This is a genomic window from Paenibacillus sp. HW567, assembly GCF_000374185.1.
In the GTDB taxonomy this organism is placed as follows: Bacteria; Bacillota; Bacilli; order Paenibacillales; family Paenibacillaceae; genus Paenibacillus_AQ.
In genome coordinates this window covers 609,229-630,919 of record NZ_KB910518.1, presented here as the reverse complement: position 1 = coordinate 630,919, position 21,691 = coordinate 609,229, and the positions used below count along the sequence as shown (strand labels likewise).

The window sequence follows — 21,691 nt, the reverse complement described above, 5'->3', positions numbered from 1 at the left end:
CAAAGTTGTGGGAGGACTTATGTGATGGAGAATAACAATACAGCGGACCCTCAGGATGAGGAACAATGGATCAAAGATCTGCTGTCCATCAGCCAAGAGGAAAAAATAACGCCCAAGCAGCTCGCTATCGTGCAGGCGGCGATTGAAGTCTTTTCCGAGAAGGGGTATTCCGCTGCGGCAACCAGTGAGATTGCCCAGAAGGCCGGAGTTGCCGAGGGAACGATATTCCGGTACTACAAGACAAAAAAAGATCTGCTGCTGTCGATTGTCGGGCCGATGATGACCAAGATGATCGGTCCCTTCGTGCTGCGCAATTTCAGCGGCGTGCTGGATGCCCCGTTTGACAGCTATGAGGCCTTTTTGCAGGCTTTAATGATGAACCGCATGGAGTTTGCCCGCAAGCACATCAAAATCCTCAGAATTCTCATGCAGGAAATCCCGTTTCAGCCAGCGCTGCGGGAGCAATTCCTTGAGAATGTGGGGGGGCAGGTTATGGAGCGAATGATCGGCATTATCGGACATTTCAAGGAAAAGGGCGAGATTACTGATGCGCCTACGCCCGCTATCATACGCTTTACCATTTCATCAGTGATAGGGTATCTGATTGCACGGTTCCTGTTCCAGCCGGAGAAGGATTGGAATGACGAGGAAGAAATCCAACTGCTGATCACCTTCATGCTTCACGGAATCGGCGGACCGGATACCTTAAGGAAGTGATCACATGAAGAGGTATTATGTGCCTGAAAGAGTTATTCAACTGCTGTGCGGAAGGGAAGCTTTGGACCTGGGCCTCTCTTATTCCAAATCAGGGAAGGTTGATCTGACCTATACAGAAAATAACGATGGCCTGGAATATTCGAAATACCGGGCTGTCGTCTATGGGCTTGAGAGCTACGACGTAACGCTTACGATAGATAGCGACGGCGATGTTAATGGGGAATGCTCTTGCCCCGCTTACGCCCACGGCGGACCTTTTTGCAAACATATCGCTGCCGTGCTGGTGCATATTCTTTATCTTGAAGAGGGCGGAGCACTCGAAATGTCCAGCGCTCCGCCGGCTCCGCGCAATTCGAACGCCGGTTCACTTGAGAAACTCGGAGTTGCCGGCGACCATCAGCTTGTGAGCAGCATACTCGGCATGTTCGGGAACATCCGCCAGCGCCCAAGCGGTGCGGGAACCTATTCGGATAACAGAATGCCTCTACAGGTAGAATTCATCTGCAAACCGTTCACCTATAACTTCAGCAGCCAAATGCTCGGAGTAGAAATCAAAGTTGGCCCCAAACGCACCTATGTTATTCAGAAAATAAGAGCGTTCCTTACGTCCGTTCACCGCGGCGAGCCTTTTGAATTGTCCAGGCCATTCAGCTACGACCCAGCCCTGCACAGCTTCACCAAAGAAGATAATACCGTGCTGCTGAAGCTGATTGAGATTGTGCTCAATGAACAGATCTACCGCAGCAATATCAGCCACTACTTGCCTCATGCCGGAAGCATGGGCGGGGAGCGGCTGCTGCCGGTTCCGCCTTTTTTCTGGGACAACCTCTTCCCTGCGCTCACCGAGACCTCTTCCGTTCATCTGCAGCATGGCGGGATCATCTCCGAAGGGCTTCAGATCCTCCCGGATCTCCCTCCGCTGAGCTTTCAGTTCGATCAGGCCAAAGGGGCTGGCTACTATCTGGACATTCAGGGACTGGCGCAGATTACAGTGATGGAGGAGTACGGGCTAATCCTGTCTGAAGGCAAGCTGCTGAAGCTGCCCGCCCAGGAGTGCAGGCGTCTCACCGAGCTGAAGAAGATGCTGGCCGAGTCCAGAACAAGCGGGATGGCCATCGCCCCGGAGCAAGTGGAGCCTTTTATGGAGAAAGTTATGCCCGGGCTGAAAAAGCTGGGACAGGTGCAAATTGCCGAAGCGATTGCCGACCGGATTGTACAGGCCCAGCTTCAGGCCAGATTGTACCTGGACCGGGTAAGGGACAGGCTGCTGGCGGGGCTGGAATTCCAGTATGGCGATATCGTGATCAACCCGCTGGAGGAGAAGCCCGGCGAACGCGGCCATGAGGTCATTCTGATGCGGGACAGCGAAGCCGAGCGGCGGATTCTGGAGCTGATGGCGCATGATTCTTTTGCCAGAACAGAAAGCGGTTATATTATGAGTGACGAGGAAGGGGAATTCGATTTCCTGTACCATACGATTCCGCTGCTGGAGCCGCTGCTGAAGGTCTATGCCACCACAGCCGTTAAGGAAAGATTATTTACCGGCACAGCATCAGCCAAAGCGAGCCTGACCTGGAACGAAAAGACCGACTGGCTCGAGTTTAAGTTCAGCATGGCGGGCATCGCGGATTCGGATATTGTGCAGGTGCTGAAGTCACTGCAGGAAAAACGCAAATACTACCGTCTGCCGGACGGCGCACTGCTGCCGCTGGAAAGTGCAGAGCTTCAAGAGATTGTAGCCCTTATGAATGAGCTTGGCGCAGGCATAGGCGAGGTGAAAAGCGCGGAATTCTCACTGCCCTTGGTCCATGGTCTGCATTTGAACGCTGACACGGGCAGGGGAGAGACCGATGCCGTCAAGCTCGGCCGTTCATTCCGCCGTCTGCTGGCCAATATGCGCAATGCCGAGAACCTGGACTTTCCGGTGCCGGAGGAGCTGGCTCCTGTGCTGCGGGATTACCAGCAATATGGATTCCAATGGCTGAAGACGCTGGCCCACTATCGCTTCGGCGGCATTCTGGCGGATGATATGGGTCTCGGAAAAACCTTGCAGAGCATCGCTTTTCTGCTCTCCGAGCTTGAAGATATCCGGCGGAGCGGCCTGCCCGCGCTCATTGTTGCCCCGGCCTCTCTGCTCTACAACTGGCACAATGAGCTGAAGCACTTCGCCCCGCAGATCAAAGCAGCCATCGCTGACGGAGGCTTAACCGTGCGTACCCGTACGCTGCGTAATGCGGCAGCAAACGATGTAATTATTACTTCTTATCCGCTGCTGCGCAGAGATGTGGCGCTGTACGTCAAGCACTCGTTCCATACGCTCATTCTCGACGAAGCCCAAGTGATCAAGAATCATGCCACCCAGACGGCTCAAGCGGCAAAAGCATTGCAGTCGCGCTACCGCTTCGCACTTACCGGCACACCGGTGGAGAATGCGCTGGAGGATCTGTGGTCCATTTACGGTGTTGTGTTCCCCGGGCTGTTCCCGGGCAAGAAAGCCTTCCACGATCTGCCCCGGGAAACTATCGCCAAGCGGGTACGCCCGTTCCTGCTCCGCCGCCTCAAAAGCGATGTGCTCAAGGAGCTGCCGGATAAAATCGAGTCGCTGCAAGCCTCGGAGCTGTTGCCGGAACAGAAAAAGCTGTATGTCGCTTATCTGGCCAGGCTGCGGAAGGAAGCGCTCAAGCATCTCGACAGCGACATGTTCGGCAATGGCAGGCTCAAGGTGCTCGCCGGGCTTACCCGCCTGCGCCAGCTCTGCTGCCATCCTGCGCTTTTTGTTGATGGATACAAGGGGAGCTCCGGCAAATTTGAGCAGTTGCTGGAGATTATTGAGGAGTGCCGCAGCTCCGGCAAACGAATGCTTGTTTTTTCACAATTTACCGAGATGCTCGACCTGATCAGCCGTGAACTGGGCCTCCAGGGGGTTCCGCATTTCTATCTGGACGGCCAGACACCTGCCTCCCAGCGGGTCGAGCTGTGCAGCCGGTTCAATGAGGGAGAACGCGATCTTATCCTGATCTCGCTCAAAGCCGGCGGTACCGGACTCAATCTGACCGGAGCGGACACCGTAATTCTCTACGACCTATGGTGGAATCCCGCTGTGGAACAGCAGGCCGCAGATCGCGCTCACCGGATTGGGCAGAAGAAGGTGGTCCAGGTAATCCGTCTGGTTGCACAGGGAACGGTAGAAGACAAGATGTACGAGCTGCAGCAGAAGAAAAGGAACCTGATTGATGAAGTCATCCAGTCAGGACAAGATAGCTTGACTGCCTTATCGGAGCAGGATATCCGGGAGATTCTGATGCTTTGAACCTTTTAACAAAAAGGCGCATAAAATGTACGATGAACAGATTGCTTTACGGAAGAAGGGAGTTCCATGCCCCCTCCTGGCAAAGGAAAGAAACCCGGTGCAAAAAAACAACCGCCAAACTCAAAAACACAAATTCCAAAGGGTCTGGAATTCACGGTAGCTGCACTTCTTTTGACCGGCAAGCTGCGGGTAGACTCCATCCAAATGTACACTGACGCCTCCATGTTCGTTAGTTTGGTTGGCAAATATAAATCTCTGAGTGATTTGGGCGCAAGCAATGTTGATAAGCTGGTCAGCTTTCTTGACGATAACGGCAGCCTGACCCTGGATGAGATCATGAGCGCCTTGAAGAAAAAAACTGACAATTCCTAAGAGCTGATTAATCTAATTAATCTATTAAAGGAGGGCGTTTTGGGGTATGGACGACTTTGACGGAGAGGAATTTGCCGGGGGAATTTTGCTTGTCATTGCGATTGCCCTGCTTATTTTTGGCTCGACAGAGATTAAGAACTTAACCGGCGCTCCAACTGCAGATTGACCCGGTGCTCCACCGACCTATGCGCATAACAGGGCTGTCCATCTGCACATCGCTATTGCTTTCTCCCAAAAAATCGCTATACTGATAAAAAATCATTCTACAATCAATGAACGGGAAAGTAGTGATCTTGATCTAGTCCCAGCGAGCCGGGAGAGTGGAAACCGGTACAGACCTTATCATGAAGCGCACCCGGGAGATGGACTTCTGAACTGGCAGTAGGAAGCCCCGGCGAAAGGCCGTTAACCTGTGAGGTGGCTGAACCGCTGTGTTCGGCAACGAGAGTGGTACCGCGAGCGCTTAGGCCCTCGTCTCTTTTGGAGACGCGGGCTTTTTTGTGTTTGCAGGACCGGTGTATTTTTATTGCGGCTACGCTATATAAGTTAAACATCATAAAAAAAGGCAGGAGTGCGGAGGGGAAGTTGGGATACTTACGGAGCGAATGCGTACGCCTTTATGTTTGGAATTCCACCGAGATCAGCGGTTCCAGTCAGAGAAATCCAAACCTAACAGCGGCCGGAAGTTCAACTTATATAGCCGGCAATCTTGAAGGAGGGGGATCTTTTGTTAAGTCAACTCATTAAACAGCATTTGGAACAAAGTGTGCATAACGTATTCAGCAGCCTTGGCGCTGCCGGTGCAGCTCAGGTAACAATCGCTCTGGAGCAGCCCGCCAATGCCGATTTCGGTGATTATTCAAGCAGCATTGCCATGCAATTGGCCAAAACCCTGCGCAAAGCGCCTATGATTATCGCAGAGCTGATTACAGGTGAGCTTCAGCAAATGGGTGCTGCCAGCGGCGTGCTACAGCGGATTGAGATTGCCGCTCCGGGGTTCATTAATATGTACATCAACTGGCAGGCCTGGGCGGGCCATTCCTTTGAACTTCCCCCGGCTGGCGGGGATAAGGTCATCATAGAGCATACTAGCGTAAATCCGAATAAAGCCTTGCATATCGGGCATCTGAGAAACTCCTGTATTGGAGATGCACTAGTCAGGATTTTGCGGAAAACAGGATATAACGTGGAAGTCCACAACTATGTGGACGACCTGGGCAATCAACTGGCGGATACGGTGGTAGGTCTGCTTCAGGTGCCGCTATCGGGAGAGTATGTCCGTTTCGGGGATTACTGCTGGGATCTTTACGCCGCCATCAACAAGGAATATGCGCAGCAGCCGGAGACGGTACACAAACGCACCGAGATTCTCCACGCACTGGAGGAAGGCCACGGCAATACCGCCTGGCTGGGCAGCCTGGTTGCTGAAAGGATTGTAAGAGAGCATGTGGAGGAACTGAAGAGCTTCGGCATCGGCTACGACCTGCTCGTGTGGGAGAGCAATATTCTGAAAGAAGGCTTCTGGTCCTCCGCTTTTACCTTGCTCAAGCAGACAGATGTCTTTGTTCAGGAGACCTGGGGGAAGCTCGCAGGCTGCTGGATTCTGAAGCAATCGGCTGTGGAAGGAGCAGAGCTGGATTCGGAGGAGCAGCAGAAGGATAAGGTGCTGGTGCGTTCGAACGGGATTTTGACCTATACCGCCAAGGACATCGCCTATCATCTCTGGAAATTCGGCTTGCTGGATAAGGATTTCGCCTATAACGAGTTCAGTGAGGGGTTGTGGACCACTGGCTTGACTGGAGCACAACTGCCTTTTGGACAAGCGGACATGGTCATCAATGTCATCGACTATAGACAGGAGTACCCGCAGGCGATGGTGAAGCAGGCCTTGGAGGTGCTCGGGTACACCGCGCAGGCAGAGAAGCTGCATCATGTAAGCTACGGCGTGGTTTCGCTAAGTCCGGCTTCCGCCGCTGAGCTTGGCATTGACACCTTGGACGGCAAAAGCTCATACGCCATGTCCGGCCGCCAGGGCATCGGCGTCAAGGTGACGGATCTGGTCCAGCTCATGGAGAACACCATCGAAGCCACCCGCCCGGACAAAAGCGGACTCCCCAGCCGACTCATCGCCACCGCCGCAATCCGTTATTATCTCCTGCGCTTCAATCTGGGCACGGAGATCGTGTTTGATTTCAAGCAGGCCACAGAAATATCCGGCAATACCGGAGTCTACCTGCTCTACACCTACGCCCGTGCAGGCAGTGTGCTCAGCAAAGCGGAGAGCAGCAGAGCTGTGGAGGGAACGGGATCACTTCCCCTGTTCCCTCCGCAGCTAGACAAAGCAGAGCATGCCCTGCTGCGGCATCTTAGTGCCTGGCAGGACATCTTGTATACGGCGAGCATCGAGCTGACGCCTAATACGATCTGCAATTACGCGCACGCGCTGGCTTCGCTGTTCAACAATTTCTATTCAGCCTGCCCGATTCTCAAAGGGGAGGAAGCCGCCATACGTTTCCGTCTCTGGCTCACCCTCCGCTTCCAAGCCACCTTAGGCGAGGTTCTTGATGTGCTTGGCCTGCCTAAGCCGGAGCGGATGTAGGTAAGAGTTGTCCGTTTATCACGGACCCGGGCACAACCATAGGGCAATCGCTTAGGAAATGAACTAAAAACCGTAGGCAGGCTTATTCGATCTGAAACAACGGCGGAACTGCCGTTGTTGGAGCGAGGAGGGGTGATTCGATCTGAAATAACGGCGGAACTGCCGTTGTTGGAGCGCGATTGGGTGATTCGATCTGAAACAACGGCAGAACTGCCGTTGTTGGAGCGAGGAGGGGTGAAGTGGGGAAAATCCACCTCACTTAACTTCTTGTGCCTCTTCGGGCTGATTGCGAAGCGGGCGCTAACGAAGACTATGCTCCAACGAACCCAAGGCGTTCTCTTCCTCCTGACGCACAAACAGCCTTCCCGAAGGAAGGCTGTTTTGTGACGTCCCGGAAGGGATTCGAACCCCCGACCGTGCGCTTAGAAGGCGCATGCTCTATCCAGCTGAGCTACCGGGACAAATGTGCAAATGGAAAGATTTTATTACATATGTATTAACGCAACGTTATTTATTATAACTTATTCAGCAAATTTTTCAAGGCCTCGCTCAAAAAAGTGGAATCTTTATCACCTATTCCGACAGCTCTAACCCCGGAGCGGAATCACAAAGGGATTCCGCTCCTCTCTCTAATCCGCCGCCACAGCAGGCTCAGCGGCATGTCTCAAGACGGCTTGTGAAAATGCGCCTCCAGTTGTTTTTTCAGATCACCAAAAATAAGCAGCTCACGCTGGAACTTGGAACGCTCATCCTCAGGGCTCATGACAGGGCTGCCGGTGAATGCACTGACTGTCACATCCTGAAAGGCATCATGCAAATTGTTATCAAACCAATCGGTTGCCGTATCCGCATCATTCGTTAGAATGCGTACAATTTCATAACCTTCCTCGCGCTGGTCCTCCACAATGTACACCAAAAGTGCGGAATCGCCCACAGCTCCCGGCAATACGCCAACTTCTGCACAAGGCGCACCGTCATATTCGGTCATTCTGCGGATTTTGGCATCTTTAATGTAATACATGGATTATCATCCCTCCTGGCTAATTTCCTTCTGCCTTAGTGTTCGGATAAGGACATACATTTTATCCCTTCCTTCGGCATATATCTGTATTACTTGGCAAAAAAGAAAGGACAACAATCGCACAAAAGAGAGGATGAACCATAATGTGCGGAATAACCGGATTTATCCAGTGGCGCGGCGACCTCACACAGCACTCGCAACTGCTTGTAAAAATGACTGAAACCTTGGAGAATCGCGGGCCGGATGCCGCCGGAACCTGGATCTCCGGACCCTGTGCCTTCGGACACCGCAGACTTAGCGTTATCGACCCCGAGAACGGTGCCCAGCCGATGATCGCCCGCCATGACGATAAGGTCTACGCGATTGTGTATAACGGCGAACTATATAATGCTCCTGAGCTCAAAATCGAACTCAAGCAGCGGGGGCATCATTTTCTCACAGAATGCGATACCGAGGTTCTGCTCCACGCCTATATCGAATGGGGACCGGAATGCACGGTGAAGCTCAACGGGATATTTGCCTTTGCCGTCTGGGACAGCTTGCGCGATCAGGTATTTCTGGCACGCGACCGTCTCGGGGTGAAGCCGCTGTTCTACAGCCAGGTGGACGATGTGTTCGTCTTTGGCTCTGAGCCCAAAGCGTTGCTTCAGCACCCCAAAGTGAAGCCGAATGTAGGACCGGAGGGCCTAGCCGAAATTTTCATTATTGGTCCGGCCCGTACACCGGGACATGGGGTATACAAAGATATATTCGAGCTTCGTCCCGGTCATGCCATGATTTACAGCAGAAATGGAATCCGCAAGTACGCTTATTGGGAACTGGAAAGCTACACGCATACAGACAACGTGGACGAAACGGCCGCCAGAGTGCGTGAATTGCTTCAGGATACGCTGGAGCGCCAACTGGTTTCTGATGTTCCGGTCTGCTCGCTGCTCTCCGGGGGACTCGATTCCAGTGCGCTGACCGCGCTCGCCGTAGACTATTACAACCGGACCGGCCAAGGCCGGGTGGACACCTACTCCGTCGATTATGTCGATAACGACAAGCATTTTAAAAGCCATGCCTTTCAGCCGGGAGCAGACGGTCCTTGGATTAAGCGGATGGTCGATGAATTGAACACCAACCACCATTATGTGAACTTTGATACTCCCGAGCTGGTAGCCGCGCTGGACAACGCCCTCTATTCCCGCGATTTGCCGGGGATGACCGATGTGGATTCGTCGCTGTACTTATTTTGCCGGGAGATTAAAAAGAACGCCACTGTCGCCATTTCCGGCGAAGCCGCTGATGAGATTTTTGGCGGATACCCCTGGTTCCACCGTGAGGAGATGCTGTCTTCCGGCACCTTCCCCTGGTCCGTAGCTCCGGACATGCGCGCGGGCCTGCTGTCCCCGGAAATCCGTGAATGGATTCGTCCGCTGGAATATTTGGGCGACAGATACAGCGATGCAGTAGCCGAGGTGCCAAAGCTTGACGGCGAGAGCGGCAAACAGGCGCAAATGCGCGTGATGTCCTATCTCAACATTACCCGCTTCATGCCCACCCTGCTGGACCGCAAGGACCGGATGAGCATGGGCGTAGGTCTGGAGGTCCGCGTGCCTTATTGCGATCACCGCCTGGTGCAATACGTCTTCAACATTCCCTGGGAAATCAAGACCGTCGGCAACCGCGAAAAAGGCATTCTCCGCAAAGCGCTGGAAGGCATCCTGCCGGACGATGTGCTCTACCGCAAAAAAAGCCCATATCCCAAAACGCACAACCCTGCTTATTTGAATGCAGTCCGGGCGCAAATGCTGGGCATTCTGGATGATTCCACTTCTCCGATTCTGCCTTTAATTGACGCCGCCAAAATCCGTGAAATTGCCGCGTCCCCGGAATCTTCAAGCAATCTGCCGTGGTTCGGCCAACTGATGTCCGGCCCGCAACTGTTTGCCTACCTGGCCCAGGTCAATCTCTGGCTGCGTAAATATAATATTTCTATTGGTTAAAATGGACGGCGTTTCAGCGGCTTATCTGCCGCTGTTGTCTTATCCCAAACCAAAGAGCAAGTCCCGCGAAGGAGACTTGCTCTTTGGGCAATACAATATTTTACCGGTACCGTTCACTCCGGTTTAGAAGTTGAAGTTATCCGGGTCCGGGCCGAAGCGGTGGTTCCGGTTCAACGCCTCGATGGCCTTAACATCCTCATCGCTGAGGGTAAAATCGAAGAACCCGGCATTCTCGGCAATGCGCTTGGCATGCACAGACTTCGGAATCGTAACGACGCCTTGCTGCAGATCCCAGCGCAGCACGATTTGTGCTGCGGTTTTGCCGTATTTGCCAGCCAGCTCCTGCAGCAGTGGCAGATCCAGATTGCCCTGCATCAGCGGGCTCCAGGCCTCTACCTGAATGTCATGAGCTTTTGCATATTTCAGCAGTTCACGCTGGGTGAGCAGCGGATGGAACTCCACCTGATCCACAGCAGGCACGACTCCGGTATCCTCAATAATTTCCTCCAGATGATGTGGCTGAAAATTGCTCACGCCAATGGATCTGACCAGCCCCTCTTGTTGCAGATGCACAAGCGCCTTCCAGGAATCACGGTACTTCCCGGCCACCGGCCAGTGGATTAAGTACAGGTCCACAACATCCAGGCCAAGCTTTTTGCGGCTAACCTCAAAAGCCTTCAGCGCCGGCTCATAGCCCTGATCGCCATTCCAGAGCTTCGTCGTGATGAACAATTCATCCCGGGGCACACCGCATTCACGGATGGCTTGTCCTACACCCTCTTCGTTCTTATATCCGGCAGCCGTATCAATACTGCGGTAGCCCGTCTCCACTGCCAGCTTTACTGCATTGATGACCTCATCACCGTTCTTAGCCTGCCATACTCCCAGCCCCAGCCAGGGCATCGTTACTCCATCATTTAGCGTAGGTCCTCCAGAAAATGGTCCGTTTGCTTCCGTCATTATTAACCCTCCAAACGTAGTGGTATGAAGTGGACACGACTCCGCGCCCTTTACACCGGACGGCATCCGTCCCCGCTTACAAGTATGAGGATGATTTATCCATATCCAAAATCAGTATAACAGTTCATACTCAGGATGCCAAAAATACCAGTCCAAAACACCAAACAACGGTATTTCTGCCGTTGTTACTGAGCATATCCACCCATGCTGCTCCAACAACAGCATTTCTGCCGTTGTTACCGACAAATCTGCCCGCGCTGCTCCAACAACGGCAATTCTGCTGTTGTTACTGAGCAAATCCGCCCGTTCGGCTCCAGCAACGGCATTTCTGCCGTTGTTACTGGCCCCTTGCCCCTCAGGCGATTATAGTCCAAAGTAGCTTCCTTCCAACTCCATATAACCCTTACCACATGTAAAAAATCATACTTCCCCTACAAAAAAATAGAGTGCGGCTGCCTACACAGTCCACACTCTATTCCCTTTACTTCCCGATCAGCTTGAAATCGTCGAAATGGAATTCCGGCGATACGATGCAGGAGACCAGCGTTGGCTCCTCGCCGAGCGGGCGGGCGGCCTGCCATACCCCTGGCGGAATCACAACCTGCGGCTGCTGTCCGGCGGCAATATCAAGGCCAAGAATCACTTCGGTCACATCCTGCGGCTTGTCGCCGTTGCCGCCAAGGCTCAGGACAATCGGGCTGCCGGAATGCCATAGCCAGATCTCAGAGGACAGCACTGTGTGCCAATCCGAGGTTTCATCAGCATGGAGCAAAAAATAAATAGAAGAGGCCGAGGCTCTTGGCCCGGAGTAGCTCTCACCCAGATGTTCCCGGGGAATTTCAAAAGGAGCATTCCACAGCCGTTTGTACCAGCCGCCTTCGACGTGTGGCTGCAGCCCCAACGCTTCTACCAGCGGTGAAATTTCTTTTTGCGTCATCATGTTCTCTCCTAAGAGTTTTGCGTAGCAAAACTGGCATCGTAAGCTTGCGCTTCGTTTTGCTTTTACTTTAACGGAATGTGGCTCAATTGTAAAATATCCCGCTTACTTGCTCTCCTTGCTCGCCTTGAACACCTCGGCCATAGCCCCGAGCGTGCCGAGCGTTTCAACGGCGCTGGTTGGCAGGAATACCTTGTTCGCAGGCCCCTTGGAAATTTCGGTCAGCGCGTCAAAGGATTGATACGCCAGCACCCGCTCATCCAGCCCTGCGCTGCTGATCAGCGCAATCCGCACTTTCTCCGCTTCAGCTACCGCCTGGATCGCTTTGGCCTGGCCCTGCGCTTCCAGCTCCTGTGCCTGCCGCAAGCCTTCCGCCTGACGGATACGCGCTTCCTTGTCGCCCTCCGCCTTCAGGATTTTGCTCTGCTTGTCACCTTCGGCACGCAGGATCATATCCTGCTTCGCGGCTTCCGCCTCCAGCACAATCGCGCGTTTGCTGCGCTCAGCCTTCATCTGCTTATCCATCGCTTCCTGAATATCAAGCGGCGGCTTGATATCAATAACCTCTACGCGCTCAATCCGCACGCCCCATTTCTCGGTCGCTTCATCGAGCGCGAGGCGGATATCCGAAGAAATCTTTTCCCGGCCGGACAAGGTTTCATCCAGCTCCAGCTTACCGATAATCTGCCGCATTGTCGCTGTGGAAATGTTGCGCACACCGTACACATAGTCGGAGATTCCGTAGGTTGCTTCCTCCGGACCCACCACCTGATAGAAAATAATCGTATCAATCTGCACCTGCACATTATCCTTCGTAATCACCGTTTGCGGCGGCACATTGGCCTGCTGAATCCGCAAATCGTGGTACGTGCGCACATGATCAATGATCGGAATCAGAATATTCAGACCCGGTGTGAGCAAGCGGTGGAACTTACCGAGACGCTCTACAACGCCTACCCGCTGCTGAGGTACAATTTTGATCGTCAACGCCACAAATACGACAACAACAAAAATAATAATCCCTATAATAGCCAATTCCATCAGTACATATCCCCCCATCGGACTACTTCAATAATTGTGGAGCTTCTGCCAACCACCTTGACTATTTCATCCTTGCCCAGCGGCTCTATTGAGGTTGCGCTCCAGATGTCGCCGCCTACCTTAACCTGGCCATAACGCCCCGGCTCAATGGGCTGCACGACCAGGCCCTGTCTGCCTACAATATCTGTCCCTGCATCCTTAAACCCGCGTGAGCTGCGGAATCTCGCCACCAGCGGCTTCGAGAATACCGTCAGTCCCAGCGCCACCAATGAACCTGCAACGACCTGAAGCAATATCGCATCCGGCAGCAAAAGCGAAACGAGACATGCCGCCAAAGCCCCAATGCTTAACCAAAGCAGATAGAACGTAAGCGTCATCATTTCAACGACAAACAGGACACCGGCTGCAATTAACCAAAACACCCAGATCACCATCGGCGAACCCACCACCTTCCGCTATATACTACTATAACGAAATTAAAGGCGTGACGTTGCAAAACTTTTAAAAAAAGCTCACAAAACATCTATATTTCCAGGTGAGAACGGCTACGCCGTCCATACAAATTATATTTGCAAAAAAGGCCCGCCCGCAATGTTGCGGACAGGTCCCTCTTAAGCATCCTGCCAAAAAAATATTCACACGCACCGGTTCGTTAGTTCCCTTGCTGCTGCTCAGCAGCCAGCTTCTCGGTCAGAAGACGCAGCGCCATACCCCGGTGGCTGATGGCCTGCTTTTCTTCCAGCGTCAGCTCGGCCATTGTTTGTCTGAACTCCGGCAAGTAAAACAACGGATCATAACCGAAGCCGCCTCCGCCCGCCTGCTCTGAGGTAATCCAGCCTTCCACTGTGCCTTCGGCAGCCAGTTCTTTTCCAGTAGCCGGATCATACAGGGATAAAACACAGACGAAGCGTGCTGTGCTGAGCAGCGGCTGATCGGTATCCTCACCCTGCTTCAGCTTCTCCAGCTCACTCAGCAGCTTCAGGTTGTTCTCTTTGTCATCTGCATCTTCCCCCGCATAACGGGCCGAATAGACACCCGGTCTTCCGTCCAGGGCATCTACGCAAAGACCGGAATCATCCGCCAGGACAGGCAGGCCGAGGGCATCTCCGACTGCTTTCGATTTTTTCAGAGCATTCGCGGCAAAAGTATCGCCATCCTCCACCACATCCGGCAGCTCAGGATAATCGAACATGCTCTTCACCTCCAGCCCCAGCGGTGCAAAAGCATGCTGGAACTCGCGCACCTTGCCCTTGTTCTTCGTCGCCACAATCAAAATTCCGCCGCCGGATTTCATGCTACACCCCTTGCCCCGGCTGGCCGGAAGCAATTTTGAGCGCTATTTCGCCCAGCACCTCTTTTTGCACAGCGATCAGCTCGTAAATCCCCATCTCGCCCAGGCCCAGCAGCTCGTCCAGCTCCTGCCGGGAGAACGGGCGCTCTTCGCCGGTGCCCTGCAATTCAACAAAAGCCCCTTTGCCCGTCATCACCACGTTCATATCGACCATCGCCTTGGAATCCTCTTCATAGTTCAGATCGAGCAGCGCCTGATCACCTACAATGCCGACGCTGACCGCAGCCAGATAGTCTGTAATCGGGAATACGCTCAGCTTATGCTGCTGCGCAATTTTTTGGATGGCAAAGGCCATAGCCACAAAAGCGCCCGTAATCGAAGCCGTCCGTGTTCCGCCATCCGCCTGAATGACATCGCAGTCCAGGGTGATGCTGCGTTCGCCCAGCGCGTGTAAGTTCACTACAGAACGAAGCGCCCGGCCGATCAGCCGCTGAATTTCCATCGTACGTCCGGTCAGCTTGCCGCGTGCCGCCTCCCGCTGATTACGCGTCTGTGTCGCGCGCGGGAGCATGGAATATTCGGCGGTCACCCAGCCTTTACCCTGTCCCTTCAGGAACGGCGGAACCTTCTCATCTACGGTTGCCGTACAAATGACCTTGGTGTCCCCCATTTCAATAAGGACAGAGCCCTCAGCATATTTATTGGTTTGGGTAGTTATCATCAGCGGCCGAAGCTGGTCCTGATTGCGCCCGTTTGATCTCATCTTTTCTGCCTCCTGCGTCTCTAGCTATATGTTTGGTTGCCGCAAATTCATAGCAAGCTTTATTCTACCAAAGAGCAGGCACAAAAGCATCTTTTAGCCTTTACAGACATTTTACAAAGGCAGGGCGTTCACATATTCCGGTGCCGATACCGGCTGGCCGTAGTCCACGTTGTCTGTGCCGGTAACCTTCTTTTGTCCGTTGAGGCGGATTTGCACCATAGCATCCTCCGAATTCTGCGCGACAGTCAGCACAACGGACTCCAGCATTTCAGCCGGCACACCTTGACCGTCCGCAAACATATCATCCTTCAGCGAAACGGTGACAACCCCATTCTGCCCGGCTTCCACGGAATCCAGCACGGTATCCTGCGTCATTACCATCTCCAGACCATTGTCCGGGTCGGGTCCGGCAATCAGCTCCTTTAACGCCGCCTTTACCGTGTCCTGCCCTGCGGGTACGAAACGGGTCACCGGCACATAATACTGATAAGAGCCATCAGATGCTGCAGCGGAAAAATAAACCGTCACCGCGCTCGAATTCATCAGCAGCGGTCCATGCTTCGGCAGGTTGATGCCGATGGTGCGGGACAGCGGGCGGTCAAGCGGAGTCCCCTTCAGCGGCATCTCCGTCAGCTTTTTGCCGTCTACCCAAAGCTGTACCCCTTGAATTCCGTCCTGGCCGGTCAGGGTCCAGGTGATCGCTTCAAGAATTTTACGTTCATCTGCGGCCTCATAATCATTAAACTTCGAGTTGAATTCGACTACAGCCAGCTTGGCTTTGTCTACGGAGACATTTTTCACTTCCGTTCCGGCCGGCAGCACACCCGTGAAACCCTCCGGCAATGCCGAAGCATATGCGCCCTTGCTGACCAGTGCCGTTAGTGAATCCTTCAGCATTGCGGCAGCATCGCCTTTTGGAAGACTCACGGATACCGGAGCGAGCAGGCCGTGCCCATCCTCCAGGAAGACGGTTGTCCGTTCTCCAGCCGCCGCAGGAGCCGCTGCATCAGTACTGACACCTGCCGTAAGATCCGTGCCGTCGAGTGCCGCGGGTGCGAACACTCCTGAATCCGGCGTGCCGCCGTCACTAACCTGGAGCATTTGCGCTTCAGCTTGGGCAGGCGGAGGATCAACTGCCGCCGATTCCGAACCAAACAGACTGCAGCCCGATAACGTTAATGGAACAGCGAGCAGGCAAGCCGCAGACAGCCCGCGGATTTGTTTCCTATGCTTCATAAATGATTACCCCTTTCAACACTTAAGTTCAGTTGTATTGCTATGTATACGAGCCCTCTGTCCAAAAAATAACAACTGCTTATCCTAAATTGCCCGGGGTTCCGGATCATTGGACAATTCCCGCACAACTGGGTACAATTTTCTATGCAATTAACTAATGACTCACTACGGGGTGATTGATCATGGCTCATTCAAAAATACCTTACAGTCTTAACAGTCAAAAGGTCGCAGAGGCAACCCGGTTCTGGCTGGACAAACGCGGAGTAACCCTGGAGGAAATCGCCGAGCTTGTGCTGTTATTGCAAAGCAAATATTATCCGGGTCTGACCCTGGAAGAATGTGTGCATAACGTGGAAATGGTGCTGAGCAAACGCGAGGTGCAGAACGCCGTGCTGACCGGCATCCAATTGGATGTGCTGGCCGAAGAGGGCAAGCTGCTCTCTCCCCTGCAGGATATGATTGAGAATGATGAGGGATTGTACGGCGTTGATGAGATTCTGGCTTTTTCAATAGTGAATGTATACGGCAGCATCGGCTTCACGAACTATGGTTACGTGGATAAGCTGAAGCCGGGTGTGCTGGAGCGGCTGAACGATAAAACAACCGGCCAAATCCACACCTATTTGGACGATATTGTTGGCGCTGTTGCCGCAGCCGCGAGCAGCCGCATTGCCCACCGGAAGCAGGCCGAACGCGAGCAGGAGCTCGGGCAGCCGCACGCGCCGGAAGACCATGAGGAAGGTAAACAAAAACAATGACCTATTCGTTCGTAATCAATCCTGTTGCGGTACAAGAGTTCGACAGTGAGGATGAGCTGATCGAACGGTGCAAGGAATGGAATCTGTTATCCAGTACGGCAACCCGAGTCAAAACCTATCTGTACAAAGGACACGGCCATTCGCTGCCTTGTGAAATTGTAGGATACGTAGATACTCTGACTGTTGTCATACAATTCGAGAATAAGCAGCAGCATTGCATTCATCCCGCCTACTTAAAAGAAATGCAGACAGCAAGCTTTGGCCAAAAAACAGGCGCATTGACGGAGGCTGCGAAGGCGGACGACGCCGAAGAGACGGCGGAAGAAGCCGGGGTAGAGGTAAGCAGCACAGCGGCAAGCGGTGCAGAAATACCTGCAGGCGAAGAAGTTCCCACCGTGACTCTTGATCAAGAAGCGGAGGCAACGGAAACTGCAGAACCGGAAGCTCCCAAGAAGCCGGAGAAGTCCAAAAAGAAACCCGCTATCGTCCTGCCCGAAGAAAAGCTGGAAATGACAGCCATCGTAAAGGAGTTTACGACAGTTCCCAATCATTTCTCCGATAACGATGACGAAGTCATTATTTATGAAGGAGTTACTATCGCAGGACACGAGCTTGCAATTGAGGAAGTCTGGTCGAGCCACAGTGCAACGCTGAAAAAGCTGGAGCTGGCCATTGGGGATAAGGTTTCCTTTGAAGCCAAGATAGTTGCCAAGAAACTCACCCAGCATCCGGTAAAATATAAAATCAACAACCCGTCTAAAATGAAAAAAATAGACTAGTCAGTAAAAAGGCCAGGCAACGTATGAATGGTATCGGAAACCGATCCATACGTTGCCTGGCCTTTTTTATACTCTGCTGCTGTTCGCCGCAGCTTACTCAACTGCCGCGAACAGCGTCACTCCGCCGGGCTCCGGCTGGATGACGCTTGCCCGCTCCCGGCGCACCAGCTCAGCGAGATGCGCCATCGCTTCGCTCATGGCGAAGCGCATCTGGTGCGCGCTGGACACGCGGCCCCGGAACAGCGCTTCGCATACCGCGAAGCCGCTGAGCGGGCCGCCCCCCAGCAGAGCGGCTGCCGTATCCAGCCGCTCCTCATGATGGCGGAGCAGGCTGTCCGCCCGCTCCGCGAACCCCGTGAACGGTTCCCGGTGGCCCGGGAACGCACGGCTTACCCGGAGGCCGCGCAGTTCGCGCAGCCCCTCCATAAAGGTCAGCAGCGGCTGCGGTTCGCCGCCGGGCTGCAGGCCGACATTGGGCGAAATCAGCGGCAGCACAGCATCGCCGCACAGAATCTGCCCGCTGTCGCCGTGGTACAAAGACACGTGCCCCGGCGCATGTCCGCCGGTGACCAGCGGCTGCCACGCACGGTTGCCCATGATGAACGGCTCCGCCGTGTTCATATAGCTCACAACCGGCTGCGGCGTAACCTGGGGCAGGAAGCGCTCCAGATGCTCCCTGATTCCCTGCACCCAGTCCTCCGGCATGCCGTTCCGGGTGAAATACAGCGGCAGCGTCTCGTTCAAGACGGCCTCCGCTCCCCAGGTCCGCTGCGCCTCGTCATGGGCGCGCTCCGACATCCATACCTTGCCGCCGCTGCGGGCCTGCAGCCAGCCGGCAAGACCATAGTGGTCAGGATGATGATGCGTTACCAAGATATCGCGAATGTTATTCCAAGAATAGCCCGCACTTTGCAGCACATTCTCCCAAGCCTGCTCCGCCTCCGGCGTGTGCGGCCCAGGGTCAATAACTGTAAGCTGTCCGTTCCGGTCAGGCAGAATATAGCTGTTCACCCGGCGCAGCGGCGGGTCCATCGGAACAGGGAACTGGATAATGCCCCCTTCCCATGAGGTCAGCTCCGAAACAGAGTCCCCGCCATTTGCTGCCTTCAGGTCTTTTTCCCTCACGATGCCATCATCTCCTCCCCTGAGTCCTCTTCCCGATATCCGACTAAGGACGCACGCCAGTAAAAATCATCCGCACCGAGCTTTCCGCCTCATATTCATCTTCCTCATAGCTGCCGTGTACAGACTCAAGCTGCAAACCAGCAGCCTCAATCATCTCGCGGAATTTCTCCAGCGGATACAGCTTGACCCTTTCGTGATACACACGTGGTGTGCCGTCAGCCTTGGAGGTGAGGATAATGTCCTTCTTCACATAGCCATGCTCTATCCGCCGGGACTCGTCGATCAGAGTATTCCCGTCCTCGCGGACGGAGTGCGGCACCAAATTACGGATCACATGAGCCGGATTCAGAAAATCAACAATGAATTTGCCGCCGGGCACCAGCATCCGGTGAATTTCCTTCAGTACCTTAAGCTGCTCCTCATCCTCCTCGAAATACCCAAAAGAAGTGAACAGATTAACCACCGCGGCAAAACCGCCCTCAAGCGGCAGCTTGCGCATATCCGAACGTATCCAGGTGACAGCTTCGGCCCTCGCTTGTGCCCGTGCTTCACGCAGCAGCGCTTCCGACAGATCCACCCCTGTAACCTCGTAGCCCGCTTCCGCAAGCGCCAGAGAATGGCGGCCCATGCCGCAGCACAGATCGAGCACCTTGGCCCCTCGCGGCAGCTCCAGCCAGCCGATCATCCGCTCCACCTCGCGCCGCGCCCCGCCGAAATCCCTGTGGCGATATACGATTAAATAATCCTCGCCAAAACTGTCCTCATACCATTCACCCATAATCTTCCTCCTCCCGCAGCAGCACCCTGTACCAACCTCTATATGTATCCCAATGCGTGTATTTCAACCTAAGCTCTCCTGGTTTTCACAACTGTGCCCCTGCTTATCCTCCTAATACTTGGTTCAAATACATCGCCTAATGTAACGCAATTGTACCGTCTTTTGCCCGTAAACTCAAAAAAGAGTCGCCATTCCGCCACACTTTCCGCAGCAATGGCAACTCTATGCCTTACAACAACTTTTCCAGATACACTCTCGCTTCATAGGGACGCAGCGTCAACTTCCTTAAGCTCTCCTCTGTACCCGGCGTATAATTGGAGATCAGCAGCTCCAGCTTCTCCGCTTCCCAATCCTCCGGCAGCTCGAACACCGGCTCCCGCTCATAGAAATTCAGAATGACCAGCAGACGCTGCTCCTCCAGCGTGCGGGTATAGGAATAAATTTCCGGGTGCTCCGCAAGCAGCAGGCCATATTTGCCGTAGACTATGACCTGATGCTGTTTTCTTAGTTGAATCAGCTTCTTGTAATAATGATAGATCGAATCGGAGTCTTTCACCGCGCTGTCCGCATTAATCTCCCGGAAATTGGAGTTCACCCGAATCCACGGCACACCTGTCGTAAAACCGCCGTTCTCCCGGTCGTCCCATTGCATCGGCGTGCGGGCGTTGTCCCGGCTTTTTTTCTGGATAGCGGTCATGATCTCGGCTTCGGGAACACCATTTGCACGTTTGTCCTCATAATAATTAAGCGTCTCGACATCCCGGTAATCGTCAATCGACTGGAAGCCCGCGTTCGTCATGCCGAGCTCCTCGCCCTGATAGATGTATGGTGTGCCTTCCAGCATGTGAATGAAGGTTGCCAGCATTTTGGCCGACGGGATGCGGTAATACAGATCGTTGCCGAACCGCGATACCGAGCGCGGCTGGTCATGGTTGCACAAATAGTTGGCGTTCCAGCCTTTGTTATGCAGGACAGTCTGCCAATTGCCGATAATTTTTTTAAGCTCCAGGAGGCTCCAGGGTACCGTGTCCCATTTCCCGCCGCCAGGGGCCGCGCAATCGAGGTTCATATGCTCAAACTGAAAGGTCATGTTCAGCTCGCGGCGTCCGTCGCCAACATAATCCAGCGCCCGCTCCGGCCCAAGGCCCGACGTTTCTCCCACCGTCATAATGTCGTAATAATAGAGCACCTGATCGTGCAGATTCTGCAGCAGCGTGTGTACGTGCTCCAGATTGGAGAACATATCATAGGCCCTCACCGTTGCCGTCCCGTCAGGGTTAAGGGCATCTGGATAACCTTCTGTCTTCACAATATGGGCAATTGCGTCAAAACGAAAGCCGTCAATCCCCTTTTTCAGCCACCACTGCACCATTTCGTGCAGCTTCTCGATCACGGCGGGATTCTCCCAGTTAAGATCCGGCTGGAATTTGGAATACAGGTGCAGATAATATTCATCCGTAGCGGGATCAAGCTCCCAGACCGACCCGCTGAAATAAGACTCCCAGTTATTCGGGGGACCGCCGTTTTTGCCTTTTCTCCAGATATAATAATCCCGTTTGGGGTTAATCTTTGAGCTTCTGGATTCAATGAACCAGGGATGCTCGTGCGAGGTGTGGTTGAGCACCAGATCCATCATCAGCTTCATCCCGCGGTAGTGCAGCTCCTGCAGCAGCCGGTCAAAATCCTCCATCGTACCGAACTCCCGGTTAATATCGCAATAATCACTAACATCATAGCCGTTGTCATGGCCCGGCGATGTATAAATCGGACAGATCCAGATCACATCCACTCCCAGATCCTGCAAATAATCGAGCCTCGATATCACTCCGCGTAAATCTCCAATTCCGTCACCGTTGCTGTCCATGAAGCTGACCGGATAAATCTGGTACACAACGCTTTCCTTCCACCATTTAGGGTTCACTCAGGGTTCCCTCCGCTTCTGTGCTTCCTGCTTAGTTTATCTTGTCCACACTGACAGAAGAGAATAACCCGTTTGCAACGGACTAGGCAGCTCTT

General features: G+C 53.7%; 18 protein-coding genes, 1 tRNA gene and 1 other annotated feature. Of the genes, 7 read left to right on the top strand and 12 right to left on the bottom strand.

Annotated elements, in window-relative coordinates; all coding sequences use genetic code 11:
- Positions 1 to 24 precede the first annotated feature (24 nt).
- From B212_RS0103075 to B212_RS0103055, 4 genes are all read left to right on the top strand, one after another.
- Positions 25 to 717: a TetR/AcrR family transcriptional regulator gene (locus B212_RS0103075; RefSeq protein WP_019908887.1), complete on the top strand. Its 693-nt coding sequence runs from the start codon at positions 25 to 27 to the stop codon at positions 715 to 717.
- A 4-nt stretch (positions 718 to 721) separates the two neighbouring features.
- Positions 722 to 4,027 (top strand): DEAD/DEAH box helicase, encoded by a 3,306-nt coding sequence (locus B212_RS0103070; protein WP_019908885.1) that lies wholly within the window; start codon positions 722 to 724, stop codon positions 4,025 to 4,027.
- Positions 4,028 to 4,093: 66 nt separating this feature from the next.
- Entirely contained in the window at positions 4,094 to 4,399 is a 306-nt protein-coding gene (locus B212_RS0103065; protein ID WP_019908884.1) for a hypothetical protein, read from the top strand.
- Between the two features lie 263 nt (positions 4,400 to 4,662).
- Positions 4,663 to 4,881: a binding site (T-box leader), on the top strand.
- Positions 4,882 to 5,126: 245 nt separating this feature from the next.
- On the top strand, positions 5,127 to 6,998 hold the full coding sequence (locus B212_RS0103055) for an arginine--tRNA ligase (protein WP_019908881.1): 1,872 nt from the start codon (positions 5,127 to 5,129) through the stop codon (positions 6,996 to 6,998).
- Positions 6,999 to 7,385: 387 nt separating this feature from the next.
- Here the strand turns inward: B212_RS0103055 and B212_RS0103045 are convergent.
- Positions 7,386 to 7,459: transfer RNA gene (locus tag B212_RS0103045), tRNA-Arg, on the bottom strand.
- Between the two features lie 203 nt (positions 7,460 to 7,662).
- Positions 7,663 to 8,019 (bottom strand): hypothetical protein, encoded by a 357-nt coding sequence (locus B212_RS0103040; protein WP_019908880.1) that lies wholly within the window; start codon positions 8,017 to 8,019, stop codon positions 7,663 to 7,665.
- Between the two features lie 143 nt (positions 8,020 to 8,162).
- On the opposite strand from B212_RS0103040, the gene asnB reads away from it, so the two are divergent.
- Positions 8,163 to 10,007, top strand: a complete 1,845-nt coding sequence (gene asnB, locus B212_RS0103035; RefSeq protein ID WP_019908879.1) for an asparagine synthase (glutamine-hydrolyzing) — start codon at positions 8,163 to 8,165, stop codon at positions 10,005 to 10,007.
- A 123-nt stretch (positions 10,008 to 10,130) separates the two neighbouring features.
- On the opposite strand, the gene B212_RS0103030 is transcribed toward asnB, so the two are convergent.
- The 7 genes from B212_RS0103030 to B212_RS0103000 all read right to left on the bottom strand — a co-directional run bounded on the left by B212_RS0103030 (position 10,131) and on the right by B212_RS0103000 (position 16,235).
- The gene (locus tag B212_RS0103030; RefSeq protein WP_019908878.1) at positions 10,131 to 10,967 is read right to left on the bottom strand and encodes an aldo/keto reductase; all 837 of its coding nucleotides are present in this window, start codon (positions 10,965 to 10,967) and stop codon (positions 10,131 to 10,133) included.
- 481 nt (positions 10,968 to 11,448) lie between these two features.
- Complete coding sequence (locus B212_RS0103025; protein WP_019908877.1) at positions 11,449 to 11,904, bottom strand: cupin domain-containing protein; 456 nt, start codon at positions 11,902 to 11,904, stop codon at positions 11,449 to 11,451.
- A 105-nt stretch (positions 11,905 to 12,009) separates the two neighbouring features.
- Positions 12,010 to 12,945 (bottom strand): SPFH domain-containing protein, encoded by a 936-nt coding sequence (locus B212_RS0103020; protein WP_019908876.1) that lies wholly within the window; start codon positions 12,943 to 12,945, stop codon positions 12,010 to 12,012.
- Entirely contained in the window at positions 12,945 to 13,379 is a 435-nt protein-coding gene (locus B212_RS0103015) for an NfeD family protein (RefSeq protein ID WP_019908875.1), read from the bottom strand. The genes B212_RS0103020 and B212_RS0103015 overlap by 1 nt, the downstream gene beginning before the upstream one ends.
- A gap of 218 nt (positions 13,380 to 13,597) precedes the next feature.
- Positions 13,598 to 14,239, bottom strand: a complete 642-nt coding sequence (locus B212_RS0103010) for an XTP/dITP diphosphatase (RefSeq protein WP_019908874.1) — start codon at positions 14,237 to 14,239, stop codon at positions 13,598 to 13,600.
- Position 14,240: 1 nt separating this feature from the next.
- Entirely contained in the window at positions 14,241 to 14,999 is a 759-nt protein-coding gene (gene rph / locus B212_RS0103005; protein ID WP_019908873.1) for a ribonuclease PH, read from the bottom strand.
- A 111-nt stretch (positions 15,000 to 15,110) separates the two neighbouring features.
- On the bottom strand, positions 15,111 to 16,235 hold the full coding sequence (locus tag B212_RS0103000; protein WP_019908872.1) for a GerMN domain-containing protein: 1,125 nt from the start codon (positions 16,233 to 16,235) through the stop codon (positions 15,111 to 15,113).
- 182 nt (positions 16,236 to 16,417) lie between these two features.
- Here B212_RS0103000 and B212_RS0102995 point away from each other — a divergent pair, with 182 nt between their 5' ends.
- Positions 16,418 to 16,993 (top strand): phosphatidylglycerophosphatase A family protein, encoded by a 576-nt coding sequence (locus B212_RS0102995; protein ID WP_019908870.1) that lies wholly within the window; start codon positions 16,418 to 16,420, stop codon positions 16,991 to 16,993.
- Positions 16,990 to 17,772 carry a hypothetical protein gene (locus tag B212_RS0102990; protein ID WP_019908868.1) on the top strand — a complete coding sequence of 261 codons (783 nt, stop codon included), beginning with the start codon at positions 16,990 to 16,992 and terminating at the stop codon, positions 17,770 to 17,772. The genes B212_RS0102995 and B212_RS0102990 overlap by 4 nt, the downstream gene beginning before the upstream one ends.
- A gap of 93 nt (positions 17,773 to 17,865) precedes the next feature.
- On the opposite strand, the gene B212_RS0102985 is transcribed toward B212_RS0102990, so the two are convergent.
- From B212_RS0102985 to B212_RS0102975, 3 genes are all read right to left on the bottom strand, one after another.
- Positions 17,866 to 18,897, bottom strand: a complete 1,032-nt coding sequence (locus tag B212_RS0102985; RefSeq protein WP_019908866.1) for an MBL fold metallo-hydrolase — start codon at positions 18,895 to 18,897, stop codon at positions 17,866 to 17,868.
- A gap of 43 nt (positions 18,898 to 18,940) precedes the next feature.
- On the bottom strand, positions 18,941 to 19,675 hold the full coding sequence (locus B212_RS0102980) for a class I SAM-dependent methyltransferase (protein WP_019908865.1): 735 nt from the start codon (positions 19,673 to 19,675) through the stop codon (positions 18,941 to 18,943).
- A 229-nt stretch (positions 19,676 to 19,904) separates the two neighbouring features.
- Positions 19,905 to 21,596, bottom strand: a complete 1,692-nt coding sequence (locus tag B212_RS0102975; protein WP_019908864.1) for a glycoside hydrolase family 13 protein — start codon at positions 21,594 to 21,596, stop codon at positions 19,905 to 19,907.
- Positions 21,597 to 21,691 lie beyond the last annotated feature (95 nt).

What these genes read in the sequence shown, in the direction of transcription:
- B212_RS0103075 (WP_019908887.1), top strand. Translation starts at nt 25, where the DNA reads ATGGAGAATAACAATACAGCGGACCCTCAGGATGAGGAACAATGGATC.
- B212_RS0103070 (WP_019908885.1), top strand. Translation starts at nt 722, where the DNA reads ATGAAGAGGTATTATGTGCCTGAAAGAGTTATTCAACTGCTGTGCGGA.
- B212_RS0103065 (WP_019908884.1), top strand. Translation starts at nt 4,094, where the DNA reads ATGCCCCCTCCTGGCAAAGGAAAGAAACCCGGTGCAAAAAAACAACCG.
- B212_RS0103040 (WP_019908880.1), bottom strand. Translation starts at nt 8,019, where the DNA reads ATGTATTACATTAAAGATGCCAAAATCCGCAGAATGACCGAATATGAC.
- asnB (WP_019908879.1), top strand. Translation starts at nt 8,163, where the DNA reads ATGTGCGGAATAACCGGATTTATCCAGTGGCGCGGCGACCTCACACAG.
- B212_RS0103030 (WP_019908878.1), bottom strand. Translation starts at nt 10,967, where the DNA reads ATGACGGAAGCAAACGGACCATTTTCTGGAGGACCTACGCTAAATGAT.
- B212_RS0103025 (WP_019908877.1), bottom strand. Translation starts at nt 11,904, where the DNA reads ATGACGCAAAAAGAAATTTCACCGCTGGTAGAAGCGTTGGGGCTGCAG.
- B212_RS0103020 (WP_019908876.1), bottom strand. Translation starts at nt 12,945, where the DNA reads ATGGAATTGGCTATTATAGGGATTATTATTTTTGTTGTTGTCGTATTT.
- B212_RS0103015 (WP_019908875.1), bottom strand. Translation starts at nt 13,379, where the DNA reads ATGGTGATCTGGGTGTTTTGGTTAATTGCAGCCGGTGTCCTGTTTGTC.
- B212_RS0103010 (WP_019908874.1), bottom strand. Translation starts at nt 14,239, where the DNA reads ATGAAATCCGGCGGCGGAATTTTGATTGTGGCGACGAAGAACAAGGGC.
- rph (WP_019908873.1), bottom strand. Translation starts at nt 14,999, where the DNA reads ATGAGATCAAACGGGCGCAATCAGGACCAGCTTCGGCCGCTGATGATA.
- B212_RS0103000 (WP_019908872.1), bottom strand. Translation starts at nt 16,235, where the DNA reads ATGAAGCATAGGAAACAAATCCGCGGGCTGTCTGCGGCTTGCCTGCTC.
- B212_RS0102995 (WP_019908870.1), top strand. Translation starts at nt 16,418, where the DNA reads ATGGCTCATTCAAAAATACCTTACAGTCTTAACAGTCAAAAGGTCGCA.
- B212_RS0102990 (WP_019908868.1), top strand. Translation starts at nt 16,990, where the DNA reads ATGACCTATTCGTTCGTAATCAATCCTGTTGCGGTACAAGAGTTCGAC.
- B212_RS0102980 (WP_019908865.1), bottom strand. Translation starts at nt 19,675, where the DNA reads ATGGGTGAATGGTATGAGGACAGTTTTGGCGAGGATTATTTAATCGTA.